We start from the raw sequence: 26,239 nt of genomic DNA, 5'->3' as shown, positions 1-26,239 counted from the left end.
GGCCTTGTTTTGGACGGATTTAGGCTCATTGATTTTGGGAGTTAAAAAAATTGCGGTGAAAGTTTAGTTTAATGGTTATCTATTGATGATGTTTATTTAAATCTGGGTGTTTGTCAAAGGCTTTTTCTACATGTTATTGATTGAACATATATGAAGTTATTTTCAAACTGTGACAAATTGTCACGGTTTAATTTAATCAAAATCAGACAAAGTCTTACCATTTATTTAAATTTGGTAAGACTTTGTCTGATTTTGATTAGATCAGGGGTGAGCCGTTATGCACAGAGATTTAATCGAATTGGCTTGGGATTTTTGCGTTCAGCATTCACAAATACTTTGCTTTTTTTAAAATTTGAATAGAAATTCTCTTGTTCGGCTTGGGTCTTAGTCTGTGTCTGTTCAATAATGTAAATTCGTAACACTTGCTCGGTATTTTCATTCATGTTGGTAATATCATTACCGCATTTTTCCCATTTATTGACAGCGGTGTGCGATTCATGAACCACTGTTTTTCCAAACTCTCGAAGGGTCATGGAAAAATAGGAGCGAATGAATTTAACTTGGTTGCCAGTTAATCTCTCTTCTTGAATGGCAAGTTTTTTAATGGCTTCATCGGCAATTTTACGAACGTCAATTTTGGGCATCCATTCTCCGTTGATACAGATCATTGCGACATGCTCCAATTCGATGGGAAATCCTAAGCCTTTATACAAAAACGATGATTCGGTTTTAGTTTTCATCATATTTCTACTTTGTAAATACTCATGATCAAAGTTGCCTAGAGCATACAACATAATTAATTATAGTTTTTGTAAACTAAGTTTACAATTGTTAGGTTCTTATTAAAAACCAGGAGCTGATTCAAGATGGCTTTTGGGGTTGACATAATAATTTTATTTTAATAAATACACCCAAAAATAATTATTGGGTTTATTTGTTAAATTTTAGAAAATACACCCATTAGATTTTATTGGGTTTATTTGTTAAAATGTAAATATGAAAACACATAATAAGCTCGCTAACATTGAATCTCTTCTAGAAAAGCCTGTTTTTACAAGTAAAGAGGCTAATGAACTTGGCGTGTCTCCAAGTTTGCTTTGTTACTACATGCAAAAAGATCTTATTCAACGAGTCAATAAAGGCCTATATCAAGCGGTTTCCGTGAAGAAAGAATTTGATTTTAAGTGGGAGGATTTGATATTTACAGTGAAATCAATTTCCCAAGGTGTTATTTGCCTCGTTAGTGCACTAGCAATCTATGAGCTTACAGACGAAGTGCCTCGTAAGCATTGGATAGCAGTACCTCATAGTACAACGAAACCAATTCGAACGAATACCATTATAAAAAGAATGAGAGATGTAAGTACTGGTCTAACATCGTGGGATGTTGATGGCGAATCTCTACCCATTTTTGACATGGAGCGCACTATTATTGATGCTTTTCGGTTTCTTTCAACAGAAATTGCTCTTAAGGCACTTCAGAGTGGATTGAGAGAAAAACATATTGATTCCCGAAAATTGCAAAGGTATGCAAAGAAACTGCGGATTGATATTACTCCTTATTTGTTGGCGATGACGATATGAATGAACAATCACTTAAAGCAAAACTGAAACAATTAGCATCAATAAAGGAAAAGACATTTCAGGAGCTTTGGAAAATACTGGCATTAGAGCGTTTTCTCGCACGATTAGCCAAGTCCAATTTGGATGATCAATTGGTATTTAAAGGAGGATTTCTTTTAGCACAGTTAGTTGAAATTGGTAGAGAAACAACTGACTTGGATTTTCTTGCAAGAAATATTCAAGCGGCACAAGAAAGCATCGTTCCGTTGGTTGAGACTATTTGTGCTGTTGAACTTGCAGATGGTTTTATCTTTGAAGTTATGAAAGTGAGCGATTTAGAACATGCTCATATGCATTACCCAGGATTTAGGCTCTCTCTAAAAGTACAATTTTATTCAATGAAAGATACAATTCAGTTGGATATTGGGGTAGGTGATTTAGTGGAGCCGATTGAGCGCTCTTTACTCTTAACAGAGGTAAAAAATCAGGCTTTATTTGAATCAGAAATTACTTTATTAACCTATCCGATTGAGTTTATTTTTGCTGAAAAGCTAGAAACCCTTGTATCAAGGGGCGCTACGAACAGCCGAATGAAAGATTACCATGATTTGTTAATCATTCTCAGAAATCATGAATTGAATGATTTCCATAATTTGAAAGAAGTGATAACCAATACGTTCAAGCATCGTGGAACAGAGTTAATCCTGCCTATTTTATTTGATAGGTCTGAAATCGAAGTGCTTCAATCTTTTTGGAAAAGACATATAAATACACTAGATGAAGTTGCTGAAAAATTACAATTACCCGATCATATTCAATCAGTTATTAGCGAAATTAATGATAACTTAATTGAAATAGTTTCTAGATGAACTATTTCCAAAATGGAAACAGTTGACTCAGTCGGGTTTAAGTTATTTCCAAAACTAGAAAAAAATTTTTTTATCAGACAAATGCTAATCACTTATTTATAAGTGGAAAGGTTTTGTCTGATTTTAATCTTTTTATTTTGAGCATTGGGAGAAGCTTCTAGTTTATTAGAGGTTATTAGAGATCAAAACTCAGGGACATATTTTTTATTTAGTAATCAAGAGGATATATAAGTAAATACTAACTTCTCAATAAGTGGAAAATCTTCCTATCCTACGTCCTGCGGCTTGTCCGCAGGATCCAGAGATCTAGGTACAGATTGAGATTCCTGGATTCTGCGGACAAGCCGCAGAACGTAGGCAGTCTCCACAACTTTATAGAGCAATTACAATAAATACAGGATAATTAAGATATTGTGATATCGAAAGAGAGTTTCTTCAGCAAGCGTAGGTCGGGCCTTGGCCCGACAATTTCTTGAATTGAAGTAATAATTGATTTATAAACGTAGCCAATGGAAATGAATCTGGTCCAAACTCATGCAATATCGTAGAGCACTCTTGCCGGGAGCGACCTACTTTTTTACGGTTAATCTTGCTAATAGAACAAATGGAATTTTAATCAAGGAAATTGACTCGTTGCTTTATGCTATTCGAACAACCAAAGCCCAATATCCTTTTAAAATAGTTGCCTATGCCATTTTGCCTGACCATTTGCATCTGATAATGATCTTGCCAGAACATGACAGTAACTACTCTTTGCGTTGGAGCATGATTAAATCTCTCTTTTCAAAGCAAATTCCTTGCCTGGAGTTAATTAGCCCCGCAAGAAAAAACAAACGAGAAAGAGGCATTTGGCAGAGACGCTTTTGGGAACACCTGATAAGAGATGAATTAGATTTGGAGCATCATGTGAATTATATTCATTTTAACCCCGTGAAACATGGCTATGTCCCAAAAGCATCTGATTGGAAATACTCCAGTATTCATAGATATATTCAAAAAGGAATTATAACCAGTGATTGGGCTTGCTCTGATACATTACACACAACGAATCAGTTTGGAGAATAACATTGATTTTGTCGGGCCAAGGCCCGACCTACGCTTGTTCATAAAATTTAAGTATGACCCCATTGGGATTTATAGCCAACTTTGTTGGAATCATACTTCATAATTGATGAATGAAATTAAGAATGTTTCTATTTCATTGCATTAGATATCGTGTGAAGCAGTCATTAGAGGAAATTTTAAATCCTTCCTTATTACAATTATTAATTGTAGTAATAATACTGCTGTTGTGTAACATCATATTCCTCTTCTTCATCGCTATAATACAATTGCGTTTCTGTAGGCTGGTTATATCTATGCTTTTCTTTGTAATAAGCTCTTTCCAGCAAACGAAATTGCTCGCGTTCAACTTCTAATCTTGTTTGGTCGCTCTGAGACTGCCCGTGGCGTTCATTATTTTTGTCATTATTTGTAGAAGCGTATAAAGTCATCTGCTCCAACATATTTCGAGTGCTATCTGGGCAAGTGCCTGCTTCTTGTTGCAATTCAACTTTAGCTTTTAGAAATAACTCCTTCCATGCTACTAGGGCTTCTTTCATAAGAGGTATGCGATCGATAGCATCTAATTTTGATAGGCTACTGATAATTTCAGTAGCTTTTAGATGTGGCAGAGAGCCTAACTTCCAAATTCCAGCACGCAAAGCTGTATCATGGCTTAAGGCTAAAAGATATAAAAGATCAACCCCATTATACTTGTTTAACGAAGTTAACTTATGATGCGCTATGAAATCTATAAAATCTTGCCCTAAGAGTATGTCTTCTCTCGTAGTTAAAAGAGACAACTTGTATTGCGAAGAAAAAATAATATTAGCAACAGCCTGATAATGAGCACTTTTTTCCGGTGATTTTACATCAATGGGAAATGAATGAGAAATCAATTCATCAATAGAATTTGTCGAATGGATCCGGGCATTTTTTTCATAGAAATAACGCATTTATTTTCCTTTTTAAAAAGTTAGAGTGAAATTTAACATTAATACTTAATTTGCTCATTAATTATAATTTATAATCAGATAGATTTAAAATAAAACATTTGTATATATGTTATATAATGTTTTTATATTCTCAATGTATGATATATGATTAAGCACATGCCGGTTTTTCAAAAAAGGTTTCAACACGAGGCCAAGGAGTCAGATCCTGAACGAGCCCATCATAATTTTACACAATCATAATTCCCCCAATCTAAGACATAATTACTGATATAAGAAAAAGCTTGTATCCGTTGTTTTTTACTCACTTTATAAAAAGTTAAATGCTTCATCAAGGCTACGCTTGCTGACCCCATTGATTCGGATTTCACTTAATTTTTTGTCAAGAACCTACTTTTCTGTGGGCAAAGATACATTTTTTGCTGACAGATTTTTTGATTAGCGCATGTAGGAACAGCCGGCATACAATTCATCAATTCAGGATGATAATAGTAGAAATATAATTTCACTGGTTCTTTTTTATCAAATGCATTAGCAGCAATATAAAATTGTGAAAGAGCTATGCTGCGATTCCATTCGCCACCAAAATCATCTGAAGGGCTGCGTACACATAAATATGATCGCTGTGAATCATCAATTTTTAGCCAATAAGTCCCATCAGTCAAAATTGCTAAACTAGGTTTATAAGGCTTTTCTGATTCGATAACTGCATCAGCAATAGCATATTTTTTCTTATCTATAATAAAATAAGGTTTATCATGGCAGGAAATAAAACCATAATATTTACCTTTATATCCAGTTAAATAAAGGTTATTACATTTATCATTTGAATCTCTAATAAAACGTATATTTCCGAGATCCGTTACTACAATCGCACGACCAACTGCTGATCCCTTTTTACACGATTCAATCACATCTTTTGGTATGCTGGCCAACGAATACCCAAATGGATAAAACATAAAACCAAGTAATAAAAATTTTAGAAACATGCTGATTATCAGGATGATTAAATTAATCTGAATGTTAATACTATAGTGCATAAGTAGGCAGGAAGACATAAAAGATGGATAACACGGGCCATATGAATTAATTATTCAAGATCAAAAATCTGCCAGGTGTGTCAGCAAGGCTACGCTTGCTAAAGATAGTTTCTCTTTAAGATCCCAAAAATGATCTGTGAAACAATTAGGTCATAATTTCAACGCATTGATTTTATTTAATAAATTCCTATACCATTATTTACGACATTGCAATATTACTTTACGATTCTTTGTTGTTATGATAATTTGCCTTCAAATGATGGATTATGTGAAGAAATTGTGAGGTTAATTATGTTAATTAAACTGATGCTCGGATTACTTGAATTTAAAAAAAAACCTTTTATTGGGATGAGAGATTTATTTGAGCAATTAAGCACCGGACAGAATCCAGAAACACTGTTTATAACCTGCTCTGACTCAAGAATTGTCCCGAGTCTTATAACGCAAGCAGCTCCAGGTGATTTATTCAGCATTCGCAATATAGGCAATATCATTCCTCCTTATCCATCAAGCTATAGTGAAACCGGAGCTATTGAGTACGCTTTAAAAGTATTAGAGATAAAAGACATTATCATTTGTGGTCACTCCAATTGCGGTGCAATGAAAGGATTATTAACTCCGCATATTGAGGAGCATTTGCCGGCCGTAGCATCGTGGCTAAATCACTCTCAAGCCGTGTTACAAGAGATGCATGAGGAGCGAATGACTGAAACTAATGCCCTCACTCGAGAACTTGAGATTGCTACCAAGAAGAATATTCTGCTCCAAATGGAACATTTGAAAACCTATCCACTGGTCATCGAAAAAACAACCCATAAGGAGTTAACAATTCATGGTTGGTATTATGAACTGGAAACGGGACAGGTATTTATTTATGAACCCGATTTAAAAGAGTTTATTAATCTGGAATATGCCTTAGACCGGGCTCTTGAGTCCAGGAAAAACAAAATTGTGTCCGGTCTTTGTATGAATTACCTTCAACAAAAGATTCCATTAAAATCAGAAAAGGAATACCACCAGTTAATTGAATTAATTACTAATCTTAAAGACAATATTCTGTCAATTTGGGAATTTATTAGAGAACCAGCCAAACAGCAATTATGGAAGGAGTTAGGTGGCTTTTATGCCAGTCCGGAAGACGAAGAATTTATAGCCATGGTGGAATCGAGTACCTCACTAAAACTCACTGAATTAGAAGAGTTTCGGAAAAAGGTTACCTTTACCAATAATAATACCGCTACAAGTCTATTACTCAACTCATCAATTTTTAAAAAACCAACCAAGGATATTGGTAAACCAAATGCCGATCCAGTCATAAGTGGAGATGCGAGAGTTGCCCTGTCGGGTGACAGAAATTCCTAGATGTTTTTCCCGACTGAACGCCCAGCAAGCGTAGCCTTGATTACGCTGCGCTTCATCAAGGCTACGCTCGCGCATACTTCTTAGCCATTTCAAACGACTTCAATTTCAACAGGGGCAATGCCTTTTATACCGAGTTTTTTAGCGGCAGCATAGGATAAATCAATTAGCCTGTTCGATAAAAAAGGACCTCGATCATTAATCCGAACCACAATCGATCGCCCATTATTCAGGTTTTTTACCCGTACTCGTGTAGCAAATGGGAGTGTTGGATGGGCTGCTGTCATCGCATACATGTTGTAGCGCTCTCCTGTCGATGTTTTTTTATGTCGGGCGTGTGACCCATACCAGGAAGCAATTCCTTTTGCTTTGTAATTTTTAGCAGATTTCATTACATGATATGTTTTCCCCTTGATCACATAGTGATCCGGACCATTAGATTGCTGGTGCGTACAAGCAACCAGTAGTATCGGGAGTAAACCGGTAATGAGTCGTTTAATGGTCAATAAAATCGAATAATAATTCATAAAGTTATCTTCTTCTTCCGCTACAGATAAAGTGTTAAATGTTACCAAGATGACCTTTAATGGGTAACACATTTTTACCATTTGCCTTCATCAGGATTTTATGGATTATATATTTTTGGATGAATATGTACCAACAAATTTTGCGGTATAACCTCTTATCTTATCACATCAAGGATATCTCTATACCCCAGGGGCTTTTCGTAAGCCTTGTTATATTCATTGTGAAACATGGCTATGTCCAAAAAGCATCTGATTGGAAATACTCCAGTATTCATAGATATATTCAAAAAGGAATTATAACCAGTGATTGGGCTTGCTCTGATACATTACACACAATGAATCAGTTTGGAGAATAACGTGGATTTTGTCGGGCTAAGGCCCGACCTACGCTTGCTGGATAAATTGGGCGGTTGATTGACTATTATTGCTAACTTTAATAGAATTGGCCCACAATTTAACATCATGGCATTCTAATGAACATATTTTATATTTTTTCAAACCAACTCACTGACATCGATAATCCTCAAATTCAAAACATTAAAAAAGGTAGAATATTTGATTCTGAGCATAAGATGAATGAGTTTAGGTACGCTACAGCTTCTTATGATTCAGATAAGAAAGGTTGGGTGCTATTTAAAGTGGAGTATCCTGATAGATCTGCTCTGGAGCAAGCATTAAACACAGGAAAAGAGGTAGATTTAAGTTATGTAACTTTTAATAATATTGAGTTCTCAATAGCATCATTGTTTACTACAACTCCGTTTAAAAGCCTCCAAACCACAGAAAAAGAAGGAGAAGCAAATAGAAAAGAGGCGAGCCTTAAAAAAGCTCTGTCTGAAATTGAACGTTTAGAAAGTCAAATTAATGAAACCCATGCGCAATTCATTAAAGATAATATAGAAAATAATGAGGTTTTTAATTTTTTTAAAGATAAGCCCTATATTTTTGAAGCAGCAATGCAAAACTATGATGTCGCTAAAGTATTCATGAGTTCTAGCGAAGTAATGTCTTTATTATCTCCTAAGCAAGCTATAGCTGTGCTTTTCAAACACAGGGCAAATATAGGCCAACAATTTTCTTTATTCGATGCAGATAACCCACGCTTTATTTCTATGGACAACCCTACGATTATTGAAGCGTTAAAAGGTGATTCTGCTGAAGCTGCAAGATTTATAAACTGTAGACTAGGTGCTTTATTAAGCCCTTTAGAATTTGCTAAAATCTTACTAACTCACCGTGATAATAGCAGTTTTTTCAGTCATACTTTAGCTCGTCATGAGTATGCTTTTAGTGAAGAAAGCTTAAAAAATCCTCAAGTTAAAGAGATCTATCAGCAATTATTAATTAAAGCCACTGATCCAGCTAACGCAAGAGCTTACAAAAAATATTTCATTAAACATCCTACTCATGTTGAGCTATTATTTAATTTCTTAATGGCCACTGAGAATAAAAATGCAGCAATAGCATTTATGAATTCTTATGAAAACATGTCATTATTTTCTGTCAAGCAAGCGACAGACTTACTTTTGAATCATAGAGCACACCTAAAGCTACAAAACGTTCCTCCATTTACCCCTCATAATCCTCAACTTATTGCTTTAGATAATCCTATGCTTATTAACGCGCTAGAAAACGATCCTGGCATAGCTATTCAATTTATAAATTCGAGATTGATAAATTTATTTACACCTTTCACCGCTGCTAAAATTATGCTTGCACATAAAGATAATGATCGTTTCTATCATCAAACACGACCACGTCATGCGTCACTTTTTACTTCTGAAAACTTGAATGATCCCAGGATTAAAGAAATTTATGATCAATATTTTCATAATCGAAATCAGAGAAAAAATCGATTTTTTGCACAACAACCCCAAGTTAACGAGACTGAGGAATATTTCAGATTCGCGAATAGAGATGAAATAAAATTTAATCCCTACAAAGTATTAGGCGTTAACGAAGATGCAAGCTTGGGAGAGATAAAAAAAGCCTATAAAAAGTTAGCAATGGCTTGGCATCCTGATAGAATACAAGCAGGTGAAAATATAGAAGCACGAACGGAACGTTTTAAGAAACTTGGGGTAGCCTATAATATTTTAATTGATCCTGCCAAACGACAGGAATATGACAATAGGCCTCAAAACGGATTTGCAAGACATAATCCCATGCAATAAGGGCTTCGTTATTGGGTTAGCAGTGTATTCCAGAGCGAAATAAGCGCCGATTCCTGCCGCATTTGATCGCTCATTCCGGAAACACTTGCTAACTTGATTAAAATACCCCTTTATTTGGGATAGAGCCGGAGCCAATCACTGAGCAAACTCTGATTTGCCTGAAAATTCTGATTGACGATACTTTGGATTAACTTTCACATGCCAGAGTGGCAGCATCAAAAATAATGGAACCAAGCAGCAAACAAACAATGTAAGGAAGAAATTATCCCAGCCGTAATTTTTGATAATTGCACCCAAAGGAGCACCAGCCAGAACAGCACCTAAACAATAAGCAAAAAATCCGGCAAAGCCAGTTGCAGTCGCCGCTGCTTTTTTATGTGCTAATTCCGCACAGGCCATACCAATCATCATTTGTGGCCCAAAGATAAAAAAACCAAAGAAAAAAAGAAACAAAGCATCGAGGAACGGTGTATATGCCCTCGTTAACGTAAACAGCAACAAAGTGGCAAATACGCCTGCAGTAAAGAGAACATTGATTGGATTGCGTTTACCTTGAAATATTTTATCAGAAGACCAGCCGGCAACCAGATTTCCAAAAAAACCACCAACCTCAAACCATATGACACAACTGCCTGCTGTTATTAAGGAATACTCTTTCACTTCCGTTAAATACAACATGCTCCAATCATTAATGGCCGTTCGAACGATGTAAATAAACAAATAGGAAATGGACAGTATCCAAATATATTGGTTGCATAACACATAATTCCAAAGTATTTCTTTGACTGACAGTTCTGTTTTTTCTTTGTGGTGATTTGCGGAACCAGAAAAATCTTCATGATATTGCTCTATCGCGGGTAAGCCAAGTGATTGTGGGGTATCTCTTAAACGATTGATTAAAAAAACACCTCCTAAAATGCAAATGATCCCAGGCACAAACATGGCTGAACGCCAGCCGAAGTATTGCGCGCACACAGCAACAATCAAAGGAATTAATGCACCACCAACGTTGTGTGATGTATTCCAAAGACTCCACCAACGGCCACGCTCCGATTGAGAATACCAATGTGTTAATAATTTAGTACACCCTGGCCAGCCCCACCCTTGAAACCAACCATTCAATCCCCAAAAAATAGCAAATAACCACCAGGTAGAAGACAATCCAAACAAAATATTAAAAACACCTGTCAATATCAGTCCGATCGCCATTAAATAACGAGGATTAGATTTATCACCAAGAATTCCGCTCAAAAATTTGCTGATGCCGTAACTTAAGCTCAAAATGCTGGCGATCATTCCCAGTTCAGTTTTAGTCATCCCCAAGGTGCTTTGTAACGCAGGCATCACGAAGGTAAAACTCTTTCGCGTAAAATAAAACAACGCATACCCTATATACATTGCATAAAAGGTGCGAATACGCCAATAACGATATTGTCGTTTAACAACGTTTTTATCCTGAATTTCATCAAGATATGGAGCAGGTTTTAGAAAACTCAATAATGCCATGATTGTCCATGATCATGAAAAAAACATGATTAGAATGTAACTCGCAAAGTATGTCAAATCTTTCTAATGAAAATTTAACAGGATCATACCTATTGATGATTGAAATAAAAATTTAATGGAATTCTTGTGAATTTATAAATAAGCTACGCAGTTTGTATTAAAAAAGGATTTATTGTAATGAAAGAAATAGTTAGTTTATTAGAAGAAGATCAAATCGACTTTGCTAATCATAAACGTCCCGAAGTGTTAATGGTTTTAAGAAGAAAATTTCGTACTCAAAAAGATTGGATTATTACCTCTTTCAACCAATATCAATTTACTAAAGAAGAATCGCAAAAAGTTCAACAAGCCATTCTAAACGGGGATCTTCGAATAACAGATCTTCTTAATCGTCCTTTTTCTCACTATTTTTGGAGTTTTCTTACCTTTAAGTGGGGAGAGATACTTTCGGGTGGAAAAAGATTGTCTAAGCAGGAAGTCTTACAGATTGCTAGCTGCTCTAGCAATGGCCAGGAATTTGCGAGAACACCAACTCAAAATAGAAACAGGCTAATAAAAGGAGTGCCATTGGTCATTGGCAAAGTCGTTACCTCCATGGCGCTGTGTATGGTATTTTGTCTGGGATTATTAAGTACTTTAGGAGCGCCTTTTGGCCTTAGCCTTGGCTTGGCGATAGTACTTTCCTTATGTAATGGAATAGTTTGCTTATTAAGCCGCGGGAAAGCCATGCTTGATAGTGCCGGCTTTCAGCCTCAAAAACAAAAAACGTTTAAGACCCTTGAAGAAAATATAAAAGAAAAAACGATACTCGATAGAGGCCAGAAATTATTTTTTGGTGTCGTGACCTTGTTGGCGTGCATTTCTGCGGGCATTTCTGGATATGCTGGTCTTGTAGGACTTCTCACGTTTTTGGGGGCAGGCATGCTAATCTCTAACCCTCTGGTTTTGATACTTACCATTGGGTTGTCTGTGGTTGCAGCGGTCTCTTTTTATTCGTTTCAAGCTATCGGCATACGTGAAAATTATACAAAATTTAAAAATCTTTTTATTGAAGATTACCAAAAACCCTATGGTCTTTTGCGATGTGCTTTATTAGGAATGGTAAGTACGGTTTTTTTGGCTGTTTATGCGACGTTAACTTGGTTTACAACAGTCTCAGGGGTTAATAAACTTTTCAATGCTTTAGGTGCGACTCCTGATACTCTTTTAGCACATTTTATTGCCATGATATGTACTTCAACAACGATGGTTGTCAATACTTTTTCACAAGTATATAAAGTCTTTAACCCGAAAACGTATGTCGATCTAAAAGAAAAATTTGAATCAATATATCAACCACCTGAAGAAAACCTAACAAGAGCACAAAAGATACAGCATGGAGTTATTAACATGCTCAAATTATTTGCTTTAATAGGTGATTCTCTCGCTTATTCTGTTGCCGGTGGAATCCGAAGCGGGATTCATATTGGTGAAACGCTGGGAGAAACAATAGGGGCAAAATTTGCATTAACCATTACCATGGCAATATTGTCTCCGGTCATTTTAGTATTTGTATCGATAGCTTTTACCTGGCCTACTGTTTTTGATAGAAAAAAATCGATTCCATGCCCTTCAGAGATGGACAAGCCATTGATAGAGAAAATGAGTCGCAGCCAAACTTCAGATGTGCTGCAAAATAATACTCTATTATCAACATCAGAAAAATCATCCAAACCTGATGATTCAAATATCAGGCAAGCAGGGCTAAGATTTTTTGATGTGAGGTTGAATGAAGAGTGTACTCATAAGCCCAATGGCAGCCCTACTTTAGAGAGCAGAACAGTTTTCGCATCCCCCTCGCCATAAATGATGAGGTTTTTGAATCAACCAGGCTAAGCATTGCTATCTAATGCTATGCCCCCAAATTGCTGGTAACCAATATTGTGTAGCGAAAAAATAGGTAGCTACCGCTAATAAACCGCTAGCCAAGTTCATCACGGTTCCAGCAATGAGTTTGGAAAACTGACCAACCTGTGCCGAGCGGCCTCGCAAATAGGCTTCAGCGACCAACAAATTGGGCAGATAGAAGAAGAACGCCATTACAAAATCAAAAGGACCATGAAATGTTTGGGTATGCCATAGCTTATTTGTCATGAGAAACCAGAAACCATATTCCATTCTGTAGAGCCAGGAGCCGATCGCAAGTGCAAACAGACGAATGGCCCAAGCATGATGGTTGTCGAATTTTAATTGTCTAGCATAGCGGTATGTCTGCAAAGCACACAAAATCATTAATAAACCATAAAGACCAAAGCCGATATCCATCACGAGGCCACCGATAGTTCCGGTTGAGGCGATGAAAGTCAATCCGCCTATTCCTGCAAGAGTTGCAGCAAAGACATAGATACGTCCTAACCAGCGGTGTAACCCGGGTGCATGATGACGAGTGATGCTGAGTAACTGTAAAAATCCCATCGCAAGAATAATACCGCCTGCTGTAAAGTGAATGGCAATGCCTAAAGTTGAAGCGGTGTGCGATTTGATATAAAGATTGGGTAGTACAGTGTTCCAACGAGAGGCAGAGCCGGATATTAGAGAGTTTGCGTAAAATAAAAGTATGTAAATTCCGAATAAGCCGCAACTAAGCCATGTTATGAAAGCAAGAATACGAGAAGCGTAGTAAAAATAACGAGAAGATAGATCAATGTACCTCGTTTCTTGAGGAGAAGTTATAGTAGTTGTAGTTATTGTCATGTGTTCAATCATTAATCATAGTAGGACCAGAGTTAGTCTACAATGTACAGTACCCTATTGAAAGTTAATAAACCAAAATCAAATGCAATAAAGAATAACTATGAAATATTACCCAGATTTATTTACTTCATTTTTTAAATTTTTGACCGGATAGGTCAGGACCGACCCTTAACACTTAATGCTTGTCTGCCTCTCTCAAGAGACCATGGGGCAGATCTTGCTTTTAGCTTTCTCTGAAATGACCCAAAACTACTTTGATAGGCAAGATCTGACCCTTAACGCTGGTTGTTGTTATTCACATCAAACTCTGGTTTGTTCACTTTCCAAATTTTAAGAGAGATGTAGAAAAGCAGGTTATAAACGAATTGTCTCAGGGAAATGATATTGGCAGAGAATGAATTAAGCCACGCCCCTGAGGTTCGTGACCATGAAATGCAAATATTTTACAATGACGCTAAGGAAATTTTTAAGTACAGGGAATAATGAAGAACACGGCCAGACGTAAAGGAATAGTTTTTATAATAATCAGCTATATTATATTAAGTGCGGATGAGCCTGTCATTGCCAAACTGATTCAACTTGGTAATAATTTCACTATCCATGGACGTAATCCCATCTCATTTTGTAATCTTCTCTTTATAGGGAGTCTAATGGGAGCTCTAACACTATTATTAACCCAGTATAAGAATTTTAGAACATTCAATTTCAAGACATTAACCAGCAAAGATTGGGCATGGCTATTTACCAGCGCTTTTTTTATAGGTTTTTTAACGCCCACACTATTTTTTTTCGGTATTATGTACGCAAATATTATTAATGTAATTCTGCTCTCAACTCTTAATGCTCCAATAACTTTATTTGCCGCATGGCTTATTTTTTCTGAAAAACCTAATATGCGGCTAATTTTAGCTTCATTAATCACTATCTCAGGTAGTTTTGTGATTGTTCTTATTCAGCAATGGACAGCTACAAACGAGAAACCTATCACCCACATCACATCGACTGGACCTCTTTATGATTTTCTTGCAGCCACACCAAACTCCGGGGAAATTTGCGTATTTTTAGGTGTTGTCTCAAGTACAATTTCCACCTTGATAAGTTTTCATGCTGTTACAATATTACCCGGTGGTATTTTTAATACCTTTCGTATGGGATTAGGGGCTGTTTTTTTCTTTTTTATTGCTTTAACACTGTTTGGTTGGGGGCATTTTTCGGATCTTTTATCACCATTTCTTTGGAAGTGGATGATATTGTATGGGCCTATCATTGTAGGTATGGGGATGTTTTTTAACTATCTGGGGCTGCAACATATTAAAGTCGCAGATGACGTGATAGCATCCTCCTTGACACCCCTTTCCTCCATTGTTTTCTCTTATTTAATTCTTGGAGAAATTCCTGGGGTTGCTCAGATTATCGGAGGTTGTATCATTTTTACGGGAATAGTATTAGCCATGAGAGAACAAATACGGCATCTTTGAGATAGCTATTTATATTATCACCTTTTCCCCATAAGGAATGTGTGAAAAATTGACAAAGAGTAACTTAGCAGCTTTTCTTTTCTACAGCGCATCTATCCTGATTTCTTAAATAAGTCGCGAGAGTGTTGTTTATGATAGAAACGTGATGGATGAAAGGCTATAGGATATTCTGGCAACGGGTGCATTTTTTAATAGGATCATAAAAATGAAACGTCAAAATACTATAGTAAGATTTTTTCATTTTATTTTTTAATTCAACTGAGTTACTTTTGTTATTCTAAAAATTTAACAGATGATAAAAATCTAACCAAGGAGTTTACTACACTGCCCAAGCATTGCAGGCCTAATATTAATCCAAACCTGCCACAATTTATCATTGGTTATGGATCGTTAATGCAAGAAGAATCCAAAAAAGAAGACAGCTCAATGGTAGGGGAAAACTTCCCTATTTATGTATCAGGTTTTCAAAGAGGGTGGATTGAGCGAGGTACACCGATTGGATTTAGTACCATTTATCTTGGTGTAGTGCCTAAAAAAAATAGTATAATCAATGCTGTTTATTTTAAGTTAAACGATCCATCTCAAATTAAGAATTACGACAAACGTGAAAACACTTATTGCCGAATTAAAGTTCCACGAGATGACATTCAAGCCCTGAGCTCTATTAATCTACCTGAAGGGCAGTTTTGGATTTATACAACGAGTGGGAAACAACTTGCTGCTCCTTCCAGTGATTATCCTATTGTGCAATCTTATGTTGATATTTTTTTATCAGGTTGCTTTAGTATAGAAGAAAAATATCATTTAAAGAATTTTGCGAGGGATTGCATTAAAACCACGTCCAATTGGTCAGGTCATTGGGTCAATGACAGAATTTATCCACGAACCGCGTTTGATAATATTCCCTATGTTGCAAAAATTGATCCGCTTCTTGCAGTAGAACTGCCACAATTCTTCAAACTAATTAAAATAGAGTGATCTGTCCCTTTCATTTATTAGCTAATAAAAGGATCAAAAAGTCTAAAATTGGGATTCATTTCGTAAACATTTTCTAGTTCAGTAAGGCATTGGTACAAACAATCAACATAACTGCATTAAACAAGGCCTCCTTGCCTTCCTCCAGATGCTTTAATGGTTTCTTGTGACATTAAGGGGCGATAAGGTCTATTCATTATAGTAAATTTTAATGCCTGTTTTTTTGAATTATGGAGATTCGATAATATGATAAAGATACTGTAATAAACAAAGGAACAATGGGATCTTAACAATGGACTCAATGCTTGGAAAATGGATTGGATTAATAGGCACTTTTTTATTTCTTAATAATGGGTTTGCGGCCTCTGCAACGCCAATTATATGCGATCAAGAGTACGCGCTTTGCACTTCTGCTCGCTGTATTCCTACACCTGGAAATCCGACCAATGCAATTTGTGACTGCGTAGTAGAGAAAGGTAAAAGTGCCGGTTATAAAACATGCAAAGAGAGAAAGCCTGTTCCAGACAGATACAAAGTGACGTCACTTGTTTCAACTTTTTCATTTGAGCAATTTGCATTTAAAAGGTCGATGAACTGCCCAGAGAGATTGCCCTGGACGAATTGCGTTGACATGCCTTGTACAGTCGATCCACAAAATTCAGAACGTGCTTTGTGTATCTGTAAGATAGAGAGAACACAAGCTTTTTTTACTTTTGGAGGTGATTGTAATACGAATACCTGCGCTACCGGTTTTTGGTCTGGCTCAACCCAAGCTAATAGCATCATTCTTCGTAATGCATTAATGCAAGAAATGCGTTCGAAACCCAAGGAACTACCCAAGGCTTGCTCTGCTAAATGATCATAAGCAAACTAGAGAGAGTTGATTAAAATTTATAATAGTCCAATGAATCTGTTGGATGCACAATATAACTGGGCCAAGCCAGTGGTCTTTTTCAATAAGCTCTGTCCGAGGTTTAACACCTTTGTTAGTCTTGACCTATCCTTGTGATAAAAAACTCAAGCTTATCCAAATAACGATCCCCAATTTCCTGACTACCTCACTCAATCGGTTTCAAATCAAGTATGATATAATCTATTTCTTTTACAAGTAAATGTTCGCTTGGGAGCAGTATGTTGCTTACTAATCGTATTGATCTTCGTTCTTACCATACTGAAAGTTGCAGTCACACACACGATTATGCCCAATTAGTACTGCCGGTATCAGGTTCTATGGAGCTGGAGGTAGGTCATTACTCTGCTGTCGTCAATGATGATATCGGAGTATATATTGCACCTAATGAACAACATTGTTTTGCCGGAAGTCAAAAAAATCTGTTTTTAGTTATTGATGTTACTACTCAAAATCCTCTTCGTGATGAAGGTTTTGAGTCTAATATTCTCAATTTAACGACAAGTACTAAAAAGCTCATCCAATTCACCCACCATTATTTAGCACACAATGAAAGAGATTTTTTTTCAGACTCTTTAATCAATCAATTATTGTTTCACTTTGTGGCAAATTCTTTTTCACCTGAACCAGATCCGCTTGTTGTAAAAGCAAAATACTGGATTGATCTTTATTTCGCAGATTCTGTGGACGTGAGTAGAGTAGCGAAACATTGTTATTTAAGTATTAGTCAATTGCAGCGCCGTTTTAAACAGAGCTTAGGCTGTGGTATTGCCGAATATTGGCGAATGAAAAAGTTACTTCATGCTAAAAGATTACTATCTCAGAAAAATTGTTCCATTGAAGCAATCGCATTTGAAGTAGGTTATGAAAACTTACCCGCATTCAGTCGCCGTTTTAGCAAAGTATTCGGTGAAGCCCCATCTCAATGGAGAGCCAAAGCGTTAACAGCAAAGAAAATGCGTGAAATTGATAACTAACTCTGGTTTTAAATTGATAGACTACGAATTCATTTGAGGTATCGATTACTAAATAAGACCAAGTCGGTTATTGATGTGAAAAAATCCAATACTTATTTTCTCCAGGGTATGCTCTTCCTAATCTTTGCCCAAATTATGGTAGGCATTAATATTGTATTTTCAAAATACGTACTTTCATCAATTCCTATTCTTTCCATCCTTGCACTTCGCTTTTCATTGGCTGCTGTCATTTTATTACTGTTACATTGGCTAACCCCAGCGAAAAAATTACCGGTGTATTCTTATTTTTTACAGTTAAAACGAAGAGATTGGTTTTTTATTTTTGCTCAAGCATTATCTGCCGGAGTACTTTTTAATTTCCTTATATTATGGGGCTTACAATATACGGATGCTAATGTAGCTGGCATTATAACGAGTGCTTTGCCTGCGATTATTGCTATTATGTCGTGGATAATTCTTGGCGAGAAAATATCAGGTAAGAAAGCCATTTGTGTGGGTTTTGCTACTCTTGGATTAGTTGTAATTGCATGCGACAAGCTAAGCGATATCAACGTAAGCCATTCTTTTTTTGGTGACGCGCTAGTTTTAACCTCGCTTCTGCCTGAAGCCATGTATTACATTCTAAGTAAAATGCACGTTAATTCATTACCGGTATTTTTAATTTCTTCCTTGCTCAATGGGATTAATGCCATTTTATTGTTGTTTTGTTTAGGCTTTAGTACGTGGGACAGTTTCACTATCCATACTTTGGATTGGCTAATTTTAATTATTCTGGGATTAAGTTCCGGTCTTTTTTATGTTTTTTGGTATTTCGGTTGCCAAAAAGTTGATGGAGTCATGGCTTCATTATCGACCGCTGTAATGCCTTTGGCAACAGTGATTATTGCCTGGATACTTCTAGGTGAGGAATTAACGATGGGGCAAATAATTGGAATGGGGATGGTTATACTCTCAATTACAGCCTATGCAAAACGTTGAGGTGTAAAAATGATGATATCTTATGAAGAATTTGAAAAAGTCGATTTGCGTTCCGGTACCGTTGTGAAAGCAGAGCCATTCCTGCGAGCCAGGAAACCTGCTTATAAAGTTTGGGTGGATTTTGGTGCCGATATTGGTATTCTCCAAACCTCAGCACAAATAACAGTGCATTATACGCCTGAAACATTGATAGGCCGGATGGTAATTGGATGCGTGAATTTAGGTGAGAAAAATATTGCCGGGTTCGTCTCTCAATTTCTATTGGTTGGTTTTTCTGATGAAAATGGTGCTATCTGCCTTGCTTCCGTTGAGCCTCATGTCCCGAATGGTAAAAAAATGCACTGAGTACTATTCGAGATATTCACGCATCATAATTTTGGGCTATGGATTTGTTTTTTGAGATCTGTTGATTAAATACCAGTGATATTAAAAAAATTTATATCAGTTAGTAATAAAATTCGTTTTAAAAATAACAGGGTAATATGTAAAATAATTAAACAGTAGAACAATTATTGTTACCTTGGAGACGAAAATGAGCATAACAGTTAAATCCTTGGATTTTGATCAATGTATCTCAAACAGGGAATATAAAGAGTCATTAAAAACAAATGATGGACGGAAAGTTTGGGATGCTGAAAAATTATTTAACACCAATAAGGATATTCTTAGTAGAAGTAATAATGATCCTATCCATGTTTTTATTGGTTCTAACAGGCAAAACCTCAAAGCGGATTTAATCAATTTAAATGCAGGAGCAGCTACTTTATTTATACCTGTAGCTCAAGAGTTATGCGACTTCATGGGGGCAACTTTTCACCCGTTACTTGTTCCTGATTTAATATGTGAGAATGCCGCAATAGGAGACACCTATCGCAGTGCTCTGCAAGTGATGGAACAAAATGGCAGCCTGAATCATTTGAATTTATTAAACAGTGATTCTCTAATGAAGCTAGTTACCTCCGCAATCAGTGGCCAACTAAATTCACTTTATTGCATTAGTGATGAGAGTAAATTTTTAATGCTGTATTCACAGATTCAGTATATTTCTCAACAATATCCTGATGAGAAGATTAATTTTGAGTTTTACGATGATAAGGAAGATATATTAAAGCCACTGTATGATATCTTCTCTAAAAATCCTGATTTAATACCTGCTAATGTGACTTTGGAAATTAACCGCTATTTGAATGGCAAACTTATGGATGCTCAGTTTAGTCCAATTTTAGGTCAAGGTTCTCAACAAGAGAATTATCAGAGTATTGTAAAATTGATTCATAAACAGTCATGCAGCCACCTGAAATCAGGCAATTGTTGTCGAGTACTAGAGATGGATAATGAAAAGATTGCAAGATACTGCCGGTTTGGAAACGATGAGCCAAGGCTAAGACTATTAGACTCCGTTGAGAATCTTTCAAGGCATCAAGTAGGTAAAAAAGATGGAAAAATGGATGAATTTATCAAGGGGTCTTATGAAAAAATGGCTAACACAAAAGATAGGGATTCTGTAACGATACAACAATCACTTGAGGAAACTAACAATGCAATAAAGGTAACCGAAGCGATTAACAAAGTCATTGCAAATTATCGCAAGGAAGCCAAATCTTTATTTAGCGTTGGTATGAATGCCAAAGCGGACAGAATAGAAAAAGCATTACTCAACGTACCTGTGGAAGATCGCGGTAAAATTTTCTCTAATGACAAAACCTCTCCGGAATTAATTGCAATAAGAGCTGCATTGGCTTCACACCGTTATTTCGGGAAAAGAGGGAATGTATATTATAAAGATGAAGTACATACCGTTATTGATGAAAATAAAGCGGCGACGACTTACAATAATTTAAGAAAGCAATTTGCAAATTTAAGGACACAAAATCATGCTGATGCTCAAGTTGAACAGGAGCATTCATTTGAGACTTCAAGAACTATAAAAATTTAAATGGCTCTATAAATTTCTATTCCGGTCGGATTTGTTCACTAATTCCGGCCTGTTTGATCACTCTCAGATGCTCACCAAGCCGTGATTTTTATGCAATGTTCTTTGTGGTAGTAAGGTAATATCGATAGCAGAGATATGATGGTTTTTTGTATGAATTCTCGATATACACTTATTTTAGCGAGATGTGTTGTAGGTTGTGCTCTATTTTTCCACCAGCTACTGGGCAGGGCAGGCCCAATAGCATTTTTGATACGTATTTTGCACGCCTGCTTTCTATTTCCGTTTAGGTAGTGCCACAAATAATGTTCCAGTATGATTGAGCTGATTTGCTTCCACTCCGGCTTGGTTCCCCTCACCCTTATAGACGTCAACATGGGCTCCTATAATGGCGCCGCCTGCATCCTGAGCCACACACCATGAAGTGGCTTTTTTGCAATGATAGATAAAATTCATTCCAACAGGAATGACCCTGTGATCAGTCGCGCATGAAACATGGGGAGTTAGAGAAATATTTTCTGAACCATAAGGACCACCATCTTCTTTAGCAAAAAATACATAGCTTTGATCTCGATTTCGCAAGTCGTCGGCTTTATCAGGGGGGAGTTTGTTTAGATATTGCCGAATGAGCTTTTCTGATGCAGCGCTTTGTCTGATCTTTTTAGATACGTTGCAGCGTAACTTGGCTTCATCATGACACTTCGGATCTTTAGCGCAACGTTCCATGGTGTCAAGATTGCCACCACAGGTTGGATCTTGTGCGCATTGGACTATGCGGCCAAGCATGGTACGTGGCCTGCCGTTGGCACCGTCGTAATTGATGTGAAATAATTTGCCATCAAGAAGCAATGAACCAGAGCCTTGTAGCATTAAAAAAGCAGAGTCATTGGGGTCTTTAAGATAGCCAATTATATATTTTGGATTTAAAGCCCCATGCTCAATTTCTTCTCGGTCTGGTGCTACAGAGTAGGTGCCATCCGCATTTTTCAGACAAAATCCACGCATCACTTTGCTAAGCGGATCCACTCCGCAAAGAGGAGTTTTCAAATTATATTTTTTGCTTTCCAAAATAACACTGACAACCCCTGGGTTACTATAGAGAGGATACAAAAATGTTCCGCCTCGTTTGGTGCGAGCCTCAACAGCGGCGGGAGCATAATAGGCGGTAAACTGGAATTCACCCTTTTTAAATCCGGCATGGTTTTCGGGCCAGCCATCGCTTTTGTACCAGTCAAACTCGGTTTTGATGCTCGATAAAAATTTTTTAAAATCACCGTGGGCCGCTTTTGCGAGTGTCAGCATTTTTCTGTTGGTATTCAAGCACCACTCCTGGCGCTTGAATGGACGACCAGCAATAGTCACTGTCTGAAATTCACCATTGCTTTTATTGCAATTTTCAATTTGATTATTTAATGCCTGGATAACTTCGTCCATATTACCCACAGGATTATCTAAGGGCAGCTCTGATGCAGAAATTTTATGAAATTTAAAGCGTAACACTCCAGGTTCTTTGGCTGCCATTTTCTGTCTTGAGGTGATATCCACGAGCCTTCTGATATCCAAGCAGCGCTGGATTGGATCAGCGGGGAGAGCTGCTTGAGTGATGAAGCTAAAAGTCATTAGTGCAATTATTAGAATTGATTGAAACATTAGTATCCTTTAGCTTGACTATGGTTGAGCCTTTGCCCATCCATTGATTTCAATTGGTAACAAGAATTATATAGGCTATCGGCCAGCTCATCAAAGGTGTGAGTTCAGGTAAATTCTACGCCCCATACCAACCATATCATCATACTAACATAGATAAGTGTTTCATAAAAATTATATGATTTTCTTTTCATAAGACTCATTTTTCATTTAAAATGGAAAAAATAATGCCAATTTGGTGGATAAATGACTTTAATATTAAGAATGAAAAAATTTAAATTGATGGCTAAAGAGCAATGTTTTGCCTTTATTAAAAACGCTGTTAATGTTGGCATGGATGATGTTATCTATAGTAAGGGTTCGAATAAGACTTTTATTACTGACGGATTAGCTACCTGCGCTGCTGTTGCTATCTACGGCAGTGATAGTGGTTGTTCTGCCGCATTTACTCATATGTCGAGTGAAGCTACGGACAAGGATGATAAACGAAAAGAAAAGATATTAAATGAGATGTTGGAATATGTTTTAAAAAGCAATTCATTATCCAATGTTAAATTAATTATTTCGCCTTCCAGGATTCAAGAAAAACATTTGATTTCCTTTATTCTGGAATGGGTAAAGCAAAAAAAAATTGCTTGCTCCTTGCTGGGAACAGGGGGTGATTCAGCAGTATTTAACATAGATAAGGAAGGTAGTGCGTTAATGCTTTCAACTTCACTGCAATTAAAGCAGGACGCATCCGATAAAACATGGCATGGTCATGGTATTATCATTGGCCAGAGCGAGGGCAATCCAGTGGTTGAGAAGCAGAAAAAACACTTTGTATTCTTTGCAGATGACATTTGCTCTCAAATTACCAAACTTTCAGGCTCTCCTAAAACAGTTGGCTTAGCAGCGGCAGTAAGCGCATAGAAACAAGCATAAGCTGAGTAAAATGAAATGAATTTCGTATTTTAGTCAAAATTGAAATATTTCCTCAATGCTGGGTAGATATGTTAATTTCATAATGGATTGTTTTTTATGCTCAATTTGTAGGTGGTGTAAGATGAAAAGACATTTTATTATTATCGTGCTTGGTATATTTCAGTTCGGTTGTATCCCTTTGGCAGAACATCATAATAAGATTTCACCTGCTACCACGCATGAAGAGTATCATGAGGTTAATTTTTCCAATTTATATGAAAAAAATCGCTCTTTTCCATCATTAGAAACAGGCATTTATGCTATTTTGGATGGAATATTAATTTCCTCAAGCCAGGATATGCATCTTGGTAAAAAACAATCGAAGCTTCTGGAAGAATATGTACGTCAAAATCGATTATTCTGTCAAAAAGGTTTTGATCGGGAATGGATGAATCAATTGAAGCGGAATTTGGGTAGGTTAGAAAAAACAGAAAATAATCGGATTGCATCTGCTGTGAATAAAAAAATGCAAACTCTGTTTGCTGAGCGACAGTGCAACAAGTGAGATATGCTAATGGAATTCGAAGATTGGTTTCTGGAACAAATAAGCAATGGGAAAAAATGCATCCTGATAGGGGAAAACCATTACTCCTATGCAAGCGAGGACTGTCTCGATTGCATTTTAAAATTGCAAAAGCAAGGTAAAATAAACAAGAAAATTGTATTTTTCGATGAAAATTTATCTGCATTAGATAATTTGGAACCTTACACTTTTGAATCTTTAAGCAAATTAAATAAAGTTGAACCTTCCTTAATTGCGCTAATTAAAAATAATGTTGAGGTTTATGGGTTAGAAGATAACGTCAGCAATCCCTTTATAAATCTTAAATCCATTAAAAAAGTGACGGCACGTATAAAAGATTTGGGTTTGCAAATTGGGAATCGAATATTTAATGATCTTGATCATTGTTTGTACTGGGCCTACCATCTCTATGGAAAATCATTGGTCAGAGTTCAACGGGGTAATGAAGGTTTTTGTAATCAAATTTTACTTAAGATGGATGAAGATACTATCGTTATTGCCAGAGTAGGGGCCAAACATATCCCTGCAGTGCGAAAAGATGGAATAGTTATCGAAGAGGGAATGCTGCAACGCTTAGGTAAAGACATCGCTTCTGCCTGTTTTATTACACATTTCCATAAGAAAGAGATTTCTTCAGAACAAAACACTTATCAGCCTGAATCCGATATTTTTGGAAATTATGATGCTATAGAATGTTGTATGATTCCCAAGAAGATGATGCATCAACTGGATTTGACTCTATGGGCTGAACAACATAAAGAAAGAAAAGATAATGATGATTACAAAGATACTAAAAAACGACGTTGCGCAATAATGTAAGTTTAGGTTCCCTTCTACAAGCTAACTGGCATCAGGACAGTCTGTAATTGAAAGATTGGAATAATTTTGCGAATATACATTTAATCGCTAACTTAATCATGATAGGGATGTCTGATGAGTTTACTAAAGGAATTCAAAGAATTTGCCATGCGAGGCAACGTGATGGATTTGGCAGTTGCTGTTGTAATGGGTGTTGCTTTTAATAAAATTGTCACTGCTTTGGTTGATGGAATTATTATGCCTTGCGTTGGTTCGTTATTGGGAGGCATCAATATTGCAGGATTGAGTTTTACTATAGGAGACGCCCAAATCAAGTGGGGAAATTTTTTACAAAACGTTATTGATTTTACTATCGTTGCTTTTGCTATTTTTCTACTCATCAAATTAATCAATCTGCTGCAGAGAACAAAAGCAAATGAACCAGAACCAGTTACTCCGGAAATCCAATTACTTACTGAAATACGTGATCTGCTTGCAGGAAATAGTAGTAAAATCTGAAACTGGCTGATGGAAATAAATCCATATTTGCAGTCAGATCCCCTATTCAAAATGGCTTGCTAAACAGGTTATGCTTTATTTGGGTGAGATTTTTATAGAGTTCTGGTTTGACAATAAATGGCTTAAATTTCTCAAATCTATATATTGATTTACTGCCATTTAAAATATACTAGAAGACAAGATGTACTTTACTGTAATGGTCGCAAATGAAACTTATAATTAATAAAAAAAATAGAGCGGAGTCGATAGCGCTGGATGTTGAATCAACAATGACAGTGAATGAGCTACTTTTAATTCTTTATACTCATCGCAGTAAAAGGTATGAACCTCTATCTTTTAGAGAGTATCAAAAATTTATTTCTTTATACCAATGCCTATTGTATGGTGATCAATTTATAAATAAATTACTTCCGGGGACCAATTTGGCTGATTATCGACTTGAAGAACCATGCCATTTGACCTGGGAGGAGTTCACTGAGAAGCAGTGTCTTTTAGCGGATGCAGAGGCTAGTAGAATCCTTCTTTGGCAAGCTAATCAGAAAACATGTAAATCTGAAGAGCTTGTGTCAGCCGCAAACAGTGATGATATGAATCCTAGTATATAACAAGAATAAAACGTCCTGTATAGCATAGCGAGTGTTCGTTTTGTAATTCATTAATTAAGTCATGCAATGAAAAATATAAAGTACATCCAATCAGTTAACCAGTGAATGTTCTTGAGTGCCCTATTGCCTCAATGAAAGGTGTTGCCTACTTAATAAATCCTTAAGTTT

25 protein-coding genes are annotated in these 26,239 nt (G+C 36.5%); 18 read left to right on the top strand and 7 right to left on the bottom strand.

Annotated features, from left to right (window positions below):
* Positions 1 to 275 precede the first annotated feature (275 nt).
* Positions 276 to 644: a hypothetical protein gene (locus EL201_RS13075; protein WP_231955080.1), complete on the bottom strand. Its 369-nt coding sequence runs from the start codon at positions 642 to 644 to the stop codon at positions 276 to 278.
* Between the two features lie 352 nt (positions 645 to 996).
* Here EL201_RS13075 and EL201_RS13070 point away from each other — a divergent pair, with 352 nt between their 5' ends.
* From EL201_RS13070 to EL201_RS13060, 3 genes are all read left to right on the top strand, one after another.
* Positions 997 to 1,584 (top strand): type IV toxin-antitoxin system AbiEi family antitoxin domain-containing protein, encoded by a 588-nt coding sequence (locus EL201_RS13070; protein WP_027222670.1) that lies wholly within the window; start codon positions 997 to 999, stop codon positions 1,582 to 1,584.
* Positions 1,581 to 2,432 carry a nucleotidyl transferase AbiEii/AbiGii toxin family protein gene (locus EL201_RS13065; RefSeq protein ID WP_027222669.1) on the top strand — a complete coding sequence of 284 codons (852 nt, stop codon included), beginning with the start codon at positions 1,581 to 1,583 and terminating at the stop codon, positions 2,430 to 2,432. Before EL201_RS13070 ends, EL201_RS13065 begins: the two co-directional genes overlap by 4 nt.
* A gap of 534 nt (positions 2,433 to 2,966) precedes the next feature.
* Positions 2,967 to 3,497 carry an REP-associated tyrosine transposase gene (locus EL201_RS13060; RefSeq protein ID WP_027222668.1) on the top strand — a complete coding sequence of 177 codons (531 nt, stop codon included), beginning with the start codon at positions 2,967 to 2,969 and terminating at the stop codon, positions 3,495 to 3,497.
* A 200-nt stretch (positions 3,498 to 3,697) separates the two neighbouring features.
* Here EL201_RS13060 and EL201_RS13055 read toward each other — a convergent pair whose 3' ends face one another.
* On the bottom strand, positions 3,698 to 4,429 hold the full coding sequence (locus tag EL201_RS13055) for a hypothetical protein (protein ID WP_027222667.1): 732 nt from the start codon (positions 4,427 to 4,429) through the stop codon (positions 3,698 to 3,700).
* Positions 4,430 to 4,797: 368 nt separating this feature from the next.
* Positions 4,798 to 5,415 carry a hypothetical protein gene (locus EL201_RS13050; protein WP_027222666.1) on the bottom strand — a complete coding sequence of 206 codons (618 nt, stop codon included), beginning with the start codon at positions 5,413 to 5,415 and terminating at the stop codon, positions 4,798 to 4,800.
* Positions 5,416 to 5,757: 342 nt separating this feature from the next.
* Between EL201_RS13050 and EL201_RS13045 the strand changes: the two genes are divergently transcribed.
* Positions 5,758 to 6,828 carry a carbonic anhydrase gene (locus tag EL201_RS13045; RefSeq protein WP_027222665.1) on the top strand — a complete coding sequence of 357 codons (1,071 nt, stop codon included), beginning with the start codon at positions 5,758 to 5,760 and terminating at the stop codon, positions 6,826 to 6,828.
* 89 nt (positions 6,829 to 6,917) lie between these two features.
* Here EL201_RS13045 and EL201_RS13040 read toward each other — a convergent pair whose 3' ends face one another.
* Complete coding sequence (locus EL201_RS13040; protein WP_027222664.1) at positions 6,918 to 7,352, bottom strand: septal ring lytic transglycosylase RlpA family protein; 435 nt, start codon at positions 7,350 to 7,352, stop codon at positions 6,918 to 6,920.
* Positions 7,353 to 7,825: 473 nt separating this feature from the next.
* Between EL201_RS13040 and EL201_RS13030 the strand changes: the two genes are divergently transcribed.
* Positions 7,826 to 9,526 (top strand): J domain-containing protein, encoded by a 1,701-nt coding sequence (locus EL201_RS13030; RefSeq protein ID WP_050598297.1) that lies wholly within the window; start codon positions 7,826 to 7,828, stop codon positions 9,524 to 9,526.
* Between the two features lie 135 nt (positions 9,527 to 9,661).
* Here EL201_RS13030 and pgtP read toward each other — a convergent pair whose 3' ends face one another.
* Positions 9,662 to 11,032: an MFS transporter gene (gene pgtP / locus EL201_RS13025; protein WP_027222663.1), complete on the bottom strand. Its 1,371-nt coding sequence runs from the start codon at positions 11,030 to 11,032 to the stop codon at positions 9,662 to 9,664.
* A gap of 177 nt (positions 11,033 to 11,209) precedes the next feature.
* Between pgtP and EL201_RS13020 the strand changes: the two genes are divergently transcribed.
* Positions 11,210 to 12,877, top strand: a complete 1,668-nt coding sequence (locus EL201_RS13020) for a lpg2552 family Dot/Icm T4SS effector (RefSeq protein ID WP_027222662.1) — start codon at positions 11,210 to 11,212, stop codon at positions 12,875 to 12,877.
* A 36-nt stretch (positions 12,878 to 12,913) separates the two neighbouring features.
* Here the strand turns inward: EL201_RS13020 and EL201_RS13015 are convergent, their stop codons facing one another.
* Positions 12,914 to 13,765, bottom strand: a complete 852-nt coding sequence (locus EL201_RS13015) for a DUF2306 domain-containing protein (RefSeq protein WP_231955078.1) — start codon at positions 13,763 to 13,765, stop codon at positions 12,914 to 12,916.
* 482 nt (positions 13,766 to 14,247) lie between these two features.
* Between EL201_RS13015 and EL201_RS13010 the strand changes: the two genes are divergently transcribed.
* The 7 genes from EL201_RS13010 to EL201_RS12980 all read left to right on the top strand — a co-directional run bounded on the left by EL201_RS13010 (position 14,248) and on the right by EL201_RS12980 (position 21,019).
* On the top strand, positions 14,248 to 15,243 hold the full coding sequence (locus EL201_RS13010) for a DMT family transporter (protein WP_027222660.1): 996 nt from the start codon (positions 14,248 to 14,250) through the stop codon (positions 15,241 to 15,243).
* Between the two features lie 393 nt (positions 15,244 to 15,636).
* Complete coding sequence (locus EL201_RS13005; RefSeq protein ID WP_231955076.1) at positions 15,637 to 16,221, top strand: gamma-glutamylcyclotransferase; 585 nt, start codon at positions 15,637 to 15,639, stop codon at positions 16,219 to 16,221.
* Between the two features lie 289 nt (positions 16,222 to 16,510).
* On the top strand, positions 16,511 to 17,077 hold the full coding sequence (locus EL201_RS13000) for a hypothetical protein (RefSeq protein ID WP_027222659.1): 567 nt from the start codon (positions 16,511 to 16,513) through the stop codon (positions 17,075 to 17,077).
* Positions 17,078 to 17,349: 272 nt separating this feature from the next.
* Positions 17,350 to 18,105 carry a helix-turn-helix domain-containing protein gene (locus EL201_RS12995; RefSeq protein ID WP_027222658.1) on the top strand — a complete coding sequence of 252 codons (756 nt, stop codon included), beginning with the start codon at positions 17,350 to 17,352 and terminating at the stop codon, positions 18,103 to 18,105.
* A gap of 108 nt (positions 18,106 to 18,213) precedes the next feature.
* Positions 18,214 to 19,083, top strand: coding sequence for a DMT family transporter (locus tag EL201_RS12990; RefSeq protein WP_080273144.1), 870 nt, complete (start codon positions 18,214 to 18,216; stop codon positions 19,081 to 19,083).
* 9 nt (positions 19,084 to 19,092) lie between these two features.
* Positions 19,093 to 19,428, top strand: coding sequence for a tRNA-binding protein (locus tag EL201_RS12985; protein WP_027222656.1), 336 nt, complete (start codon positions 19,093 to 19,095; stop codon positions 19,426 to 19,428).
* A gap of 175 nt (positions 19,429 to 19,603) precedes the next feature.
* A complete protein-coding gene (locus tag EL201_RS12980) occupies positions 19,604 to 21,019 on the top strand; it encodes a hypothetical protein (RefSeq protein WP_080273143.1) in 1,416 nt (471 codons plus the stop codon).
* A gap of 273 nt (positions 21,020 to 21,292) precedes the next feature.
* Here the strand turns inward: EL201_RS12980 and EL201_RS12975 are convergent, their stop codons facing one another.
* A complete protein-coding gene (locus EL201_RS12975) occupies positions 21,293 to 22,666 on the bottom strand; it encodes an MltA domain-containing protein (protein ID WP_027222654.1) in 1,374 nt (457 codons plus the stop codon).
* Between the two features lie 243 nt (positions 22,667 to 22,909).
* Here EL201_RS12975 and EL201_RS12970 point away from each other — a divergent pair, with 243 nt between their 5' ends.
* The 5 genes from EL201_RS12970 (at position 22,910) to EL201_RS12950 (ending at position 26,071) form a co-directional block, all read left to right on the top strand.
* Positions 22,910 to 23,575, top strand: a complete 666-nt coding sequence (locus EL201_RS12970; RefSeq protein WP_027222653.1) for a hypothetical protein — start codon at positions 22,910 to 22,912, stop codon at positions 23,573 to 23,575.
* A 133-nt stretch (positions 23,576 to 23,708) separates the two neighbouring features.
* Entirely contained in the window at positions 23,709 to 24,131 is a 423-nt protein-coding gene (locus EL201_RS12965) for a hypothetical protein (RefSeq protein WP_027222652.1), read from the top strand.
* 3 nt (positions 24,132 to 24,134) lie between these two features.
* Positions 24,135 to 24,968, top strand: coding sequence for a hypothetical protein (locus EL201_RS12960; protein ID WP_080273141.1), 834 nt, complete (start codon positions 24,135 to 24,137; stop codon positions 24,966 to 24,968).
* Positions 24,969 to 25,082: 114 nt separating this feature from the next.
* The gene (gene mscL / locus EL201_RS12955; protein ID WP_027222650.1) at positions 25,083 to 25,466 is read left to right on the top strand and encodes a large-conductance mechanosensitive channel protein MscL; all 384 of its coding nucleotides are present in this window, start codon (positions 25,083 to 25,085) and stop codon (positions 25,464 to 25,466) included.
* A gap of 206 nt (positions 25,467 to 25,672) precedes the next feature.
* The gene (locus EL201_RS12950; RefSeq protein ID WP_027222649.1) at positions 25,673 to 26,071 is read left to right on the top strand and encodes a hypothetical protein; all 399 of its coding nucleotides are present in this window, start codon (positions 25,673 to 25,675) and stop codon (positions 26,069 to 26,071) included.
* The last annotated feature ends 168 nt before the right edge of the window (positions 26,072 to 26,239 follow it).

Source organism: Legionella pneumophila subsp. pascullei (assembly GCF_900637585.1).
Classification (GTDB): Bacteria; Pseudomonadota; Gammaproteobacteria; order Legionellales; family Legionellaceae; genus Legionella; species Legionella pascullei.
The sequence above is the reverse complement of the archived record's forward strand: the minus strand, read 5'-3'. Positions and strand labels throughout refer to the sequence as shown.

What these genes read in the sequence shown, in the direction of transcription:
- EL201_RS13075 (WP_231955080.1), bottom strand. Translation starts at nt 644, where the DNA reads ATGCCCAAAATTGACGTTCGTAAAATTGCCGATGAAGCCATTAAAAAA.
- EL201_RS13070 (WP_027222670.1), top strand. Translation starts at nt 997, where the DNA reads ATGAAAACACATAATAAGCTCGCTAACATTGAATCTCTTCTAGAAAAG.
- EL201_RS13065 (WP_027222669.1), top strand. Translation starts at nt 1,581, where the DNA reads ATGAATGAACAATCACTTAAAGCAAAACTGAAACAATTAGCATCAATA.
- EL201_RS13060 (WP_027222668.1), top strand. Translation starts at nt 2,967, where the DNA reads ATGCAATATCGTAGAGCACTCTTGCCGGGAGCGACCTACTTTTTTACG.
- EL201_RS13055 (WP_027222667.1), bottom strand. Translation starts at nt 4,429, where the DNA reads ATGCGTTATTTCTATGAAAAAAATGCCCGGATCCATTCGACAAATTCT.
- EL201_RS13050 (WP_027222666.1), bottom strand. Translation starts at nt 5,415, where the DNA reads ATGTTTCTAAAATTTTTATTACTTGGTTTTATGTTTTATCCATTTGGG.
- EL201_RS13045 (WP_027222665.1), top strand. Translation starts at nt 5,758, where the DNA reads ATGTTAATTAAACTGATGCTCGGATTACTTGAATTTAAAAAAAAACCT.
- EL201_RS13040 (WP_027222664.1), bottom strand. Translation starts at nt 7,352, where the DNA reads ATGAATTATTATTCGATTTTATTGACCATTAAACGACTCATTACCGGT.
- EL201_RS13030 (WP_050598297.1), top strand. Translation starts at nt 7,826, where the DNA reads ATGAACATATTTTATATTTTTTCAAACCAACTCACTGACATCGATAAT.
- pgtP (WP_027222663.1), bottom strand. Translation starts at nt 11,032, where the DNA reads ATGGCATTATTGAGTTTTCTAAAACCTGCTCCATATCTTGATGAAATT.
- EL201_RS13020 (WP_027222662.1), top strand. Translation starts at nt 11,210, where the DNA reads ATGAAAGAAATAGTTAGTTTATTAGAAGAAGATCAAATCGACTTTGCT.
- EL201_RS13015 (WP_231955078.1), bottom strand. Translation starts at nt 13,765, where the DNA reads ATGACAATAACTACAACTACTATAACTTCTCCTCAAGAAACGAGGTAC.
- EL201_RS13010 (WP_027222660.1), top strand. Translation starts at nt 14,248, where the DNA reads ATGAAGAACACGGCCAGACGTAAAGGAATAGTTTTTATAATAATCAGC.
- EL201_RS13005 (WP_231955076.1), top strand. Translation starts at nt 15,637, where the DNA reads ATGCAAGAAGAATCCAAAAAAGAAGACAGCTCAATGGTAGGGGAAAAC.
- EL201_RS13000 (WP_027222659.1), top strand. Translation starts at nt 16,511, where the DNA reads ATGGACTCAATGCTTGGAAAATGGATTGGATTAATAGGCACTTTTTTA.
- EL201_RS12995 (WP_027222658.1), top strand. Translation starts at nt 17,350, where the DNA reads ATGTTGCTTACTAATCGTATTGATCTTCGTTCTTACCATACTGAAAGT.
- EL201_RS12990 (WP_080273144.1), top strand. Translation starts at nt 18,214, where the DNA reads ATGCTCTTCCTAATCTTTGCCCAAATTATGGTAGGCATTAATATTGTA.
- EL201_RS12985 (WP_027222656.1), top strand. Translation starts at nt 19,093, where the DNA reads ATGATGATATCTTATGAAGAATTTGAAAAAGTCGATTTGCGTTCCGGT.
- EL201_RS12975 (WP_027222654.1), bottom strand. Translation starts at nt 22,666, where the DNA reads ATGTTTCAATCAATTCTAATAATTGCACTAATGACTTTTAGCTTCATC.
- EL201_RS12970 (WP_027222653.1), top strand. Translation starts at nt 22,910, where the DNA reads ATGACTTTAATATTAAGAATGAAAAAATTTAAATTGATGGCTAAAGAG.
- EL201_RS12965 (WP_027222652.1), top strand. Translation starts at nt 23,709, where the DNA reads ATGAAAAGACATTTTATTATTATCGTGCTTGGTATATTTCAGTTCGGT.
- EL201_RS12960 (WP_080273141.1), top strand. Translation starts at nt 24,135, where the DNA reads ATGCTAATGGAATTCGAAGATTGGTTTCTGGAACAAATAAGCAATGGG.
- mscL (WP_027222650.1), top strand. Translation starts at nt 25,083, where the DNA reads ATGAGTTTACTAAAGGAATTCAAAGAATTTGCCATGCGAGGCAACGTG.
- EL201_RS12950 (WP_027222649.1), top strand. Translation starts at nt 25,673, where the DNA reads ATGAAACTTATAATTAATAAAAAAAATAGAGCGGAGTCGATAGCGCTG.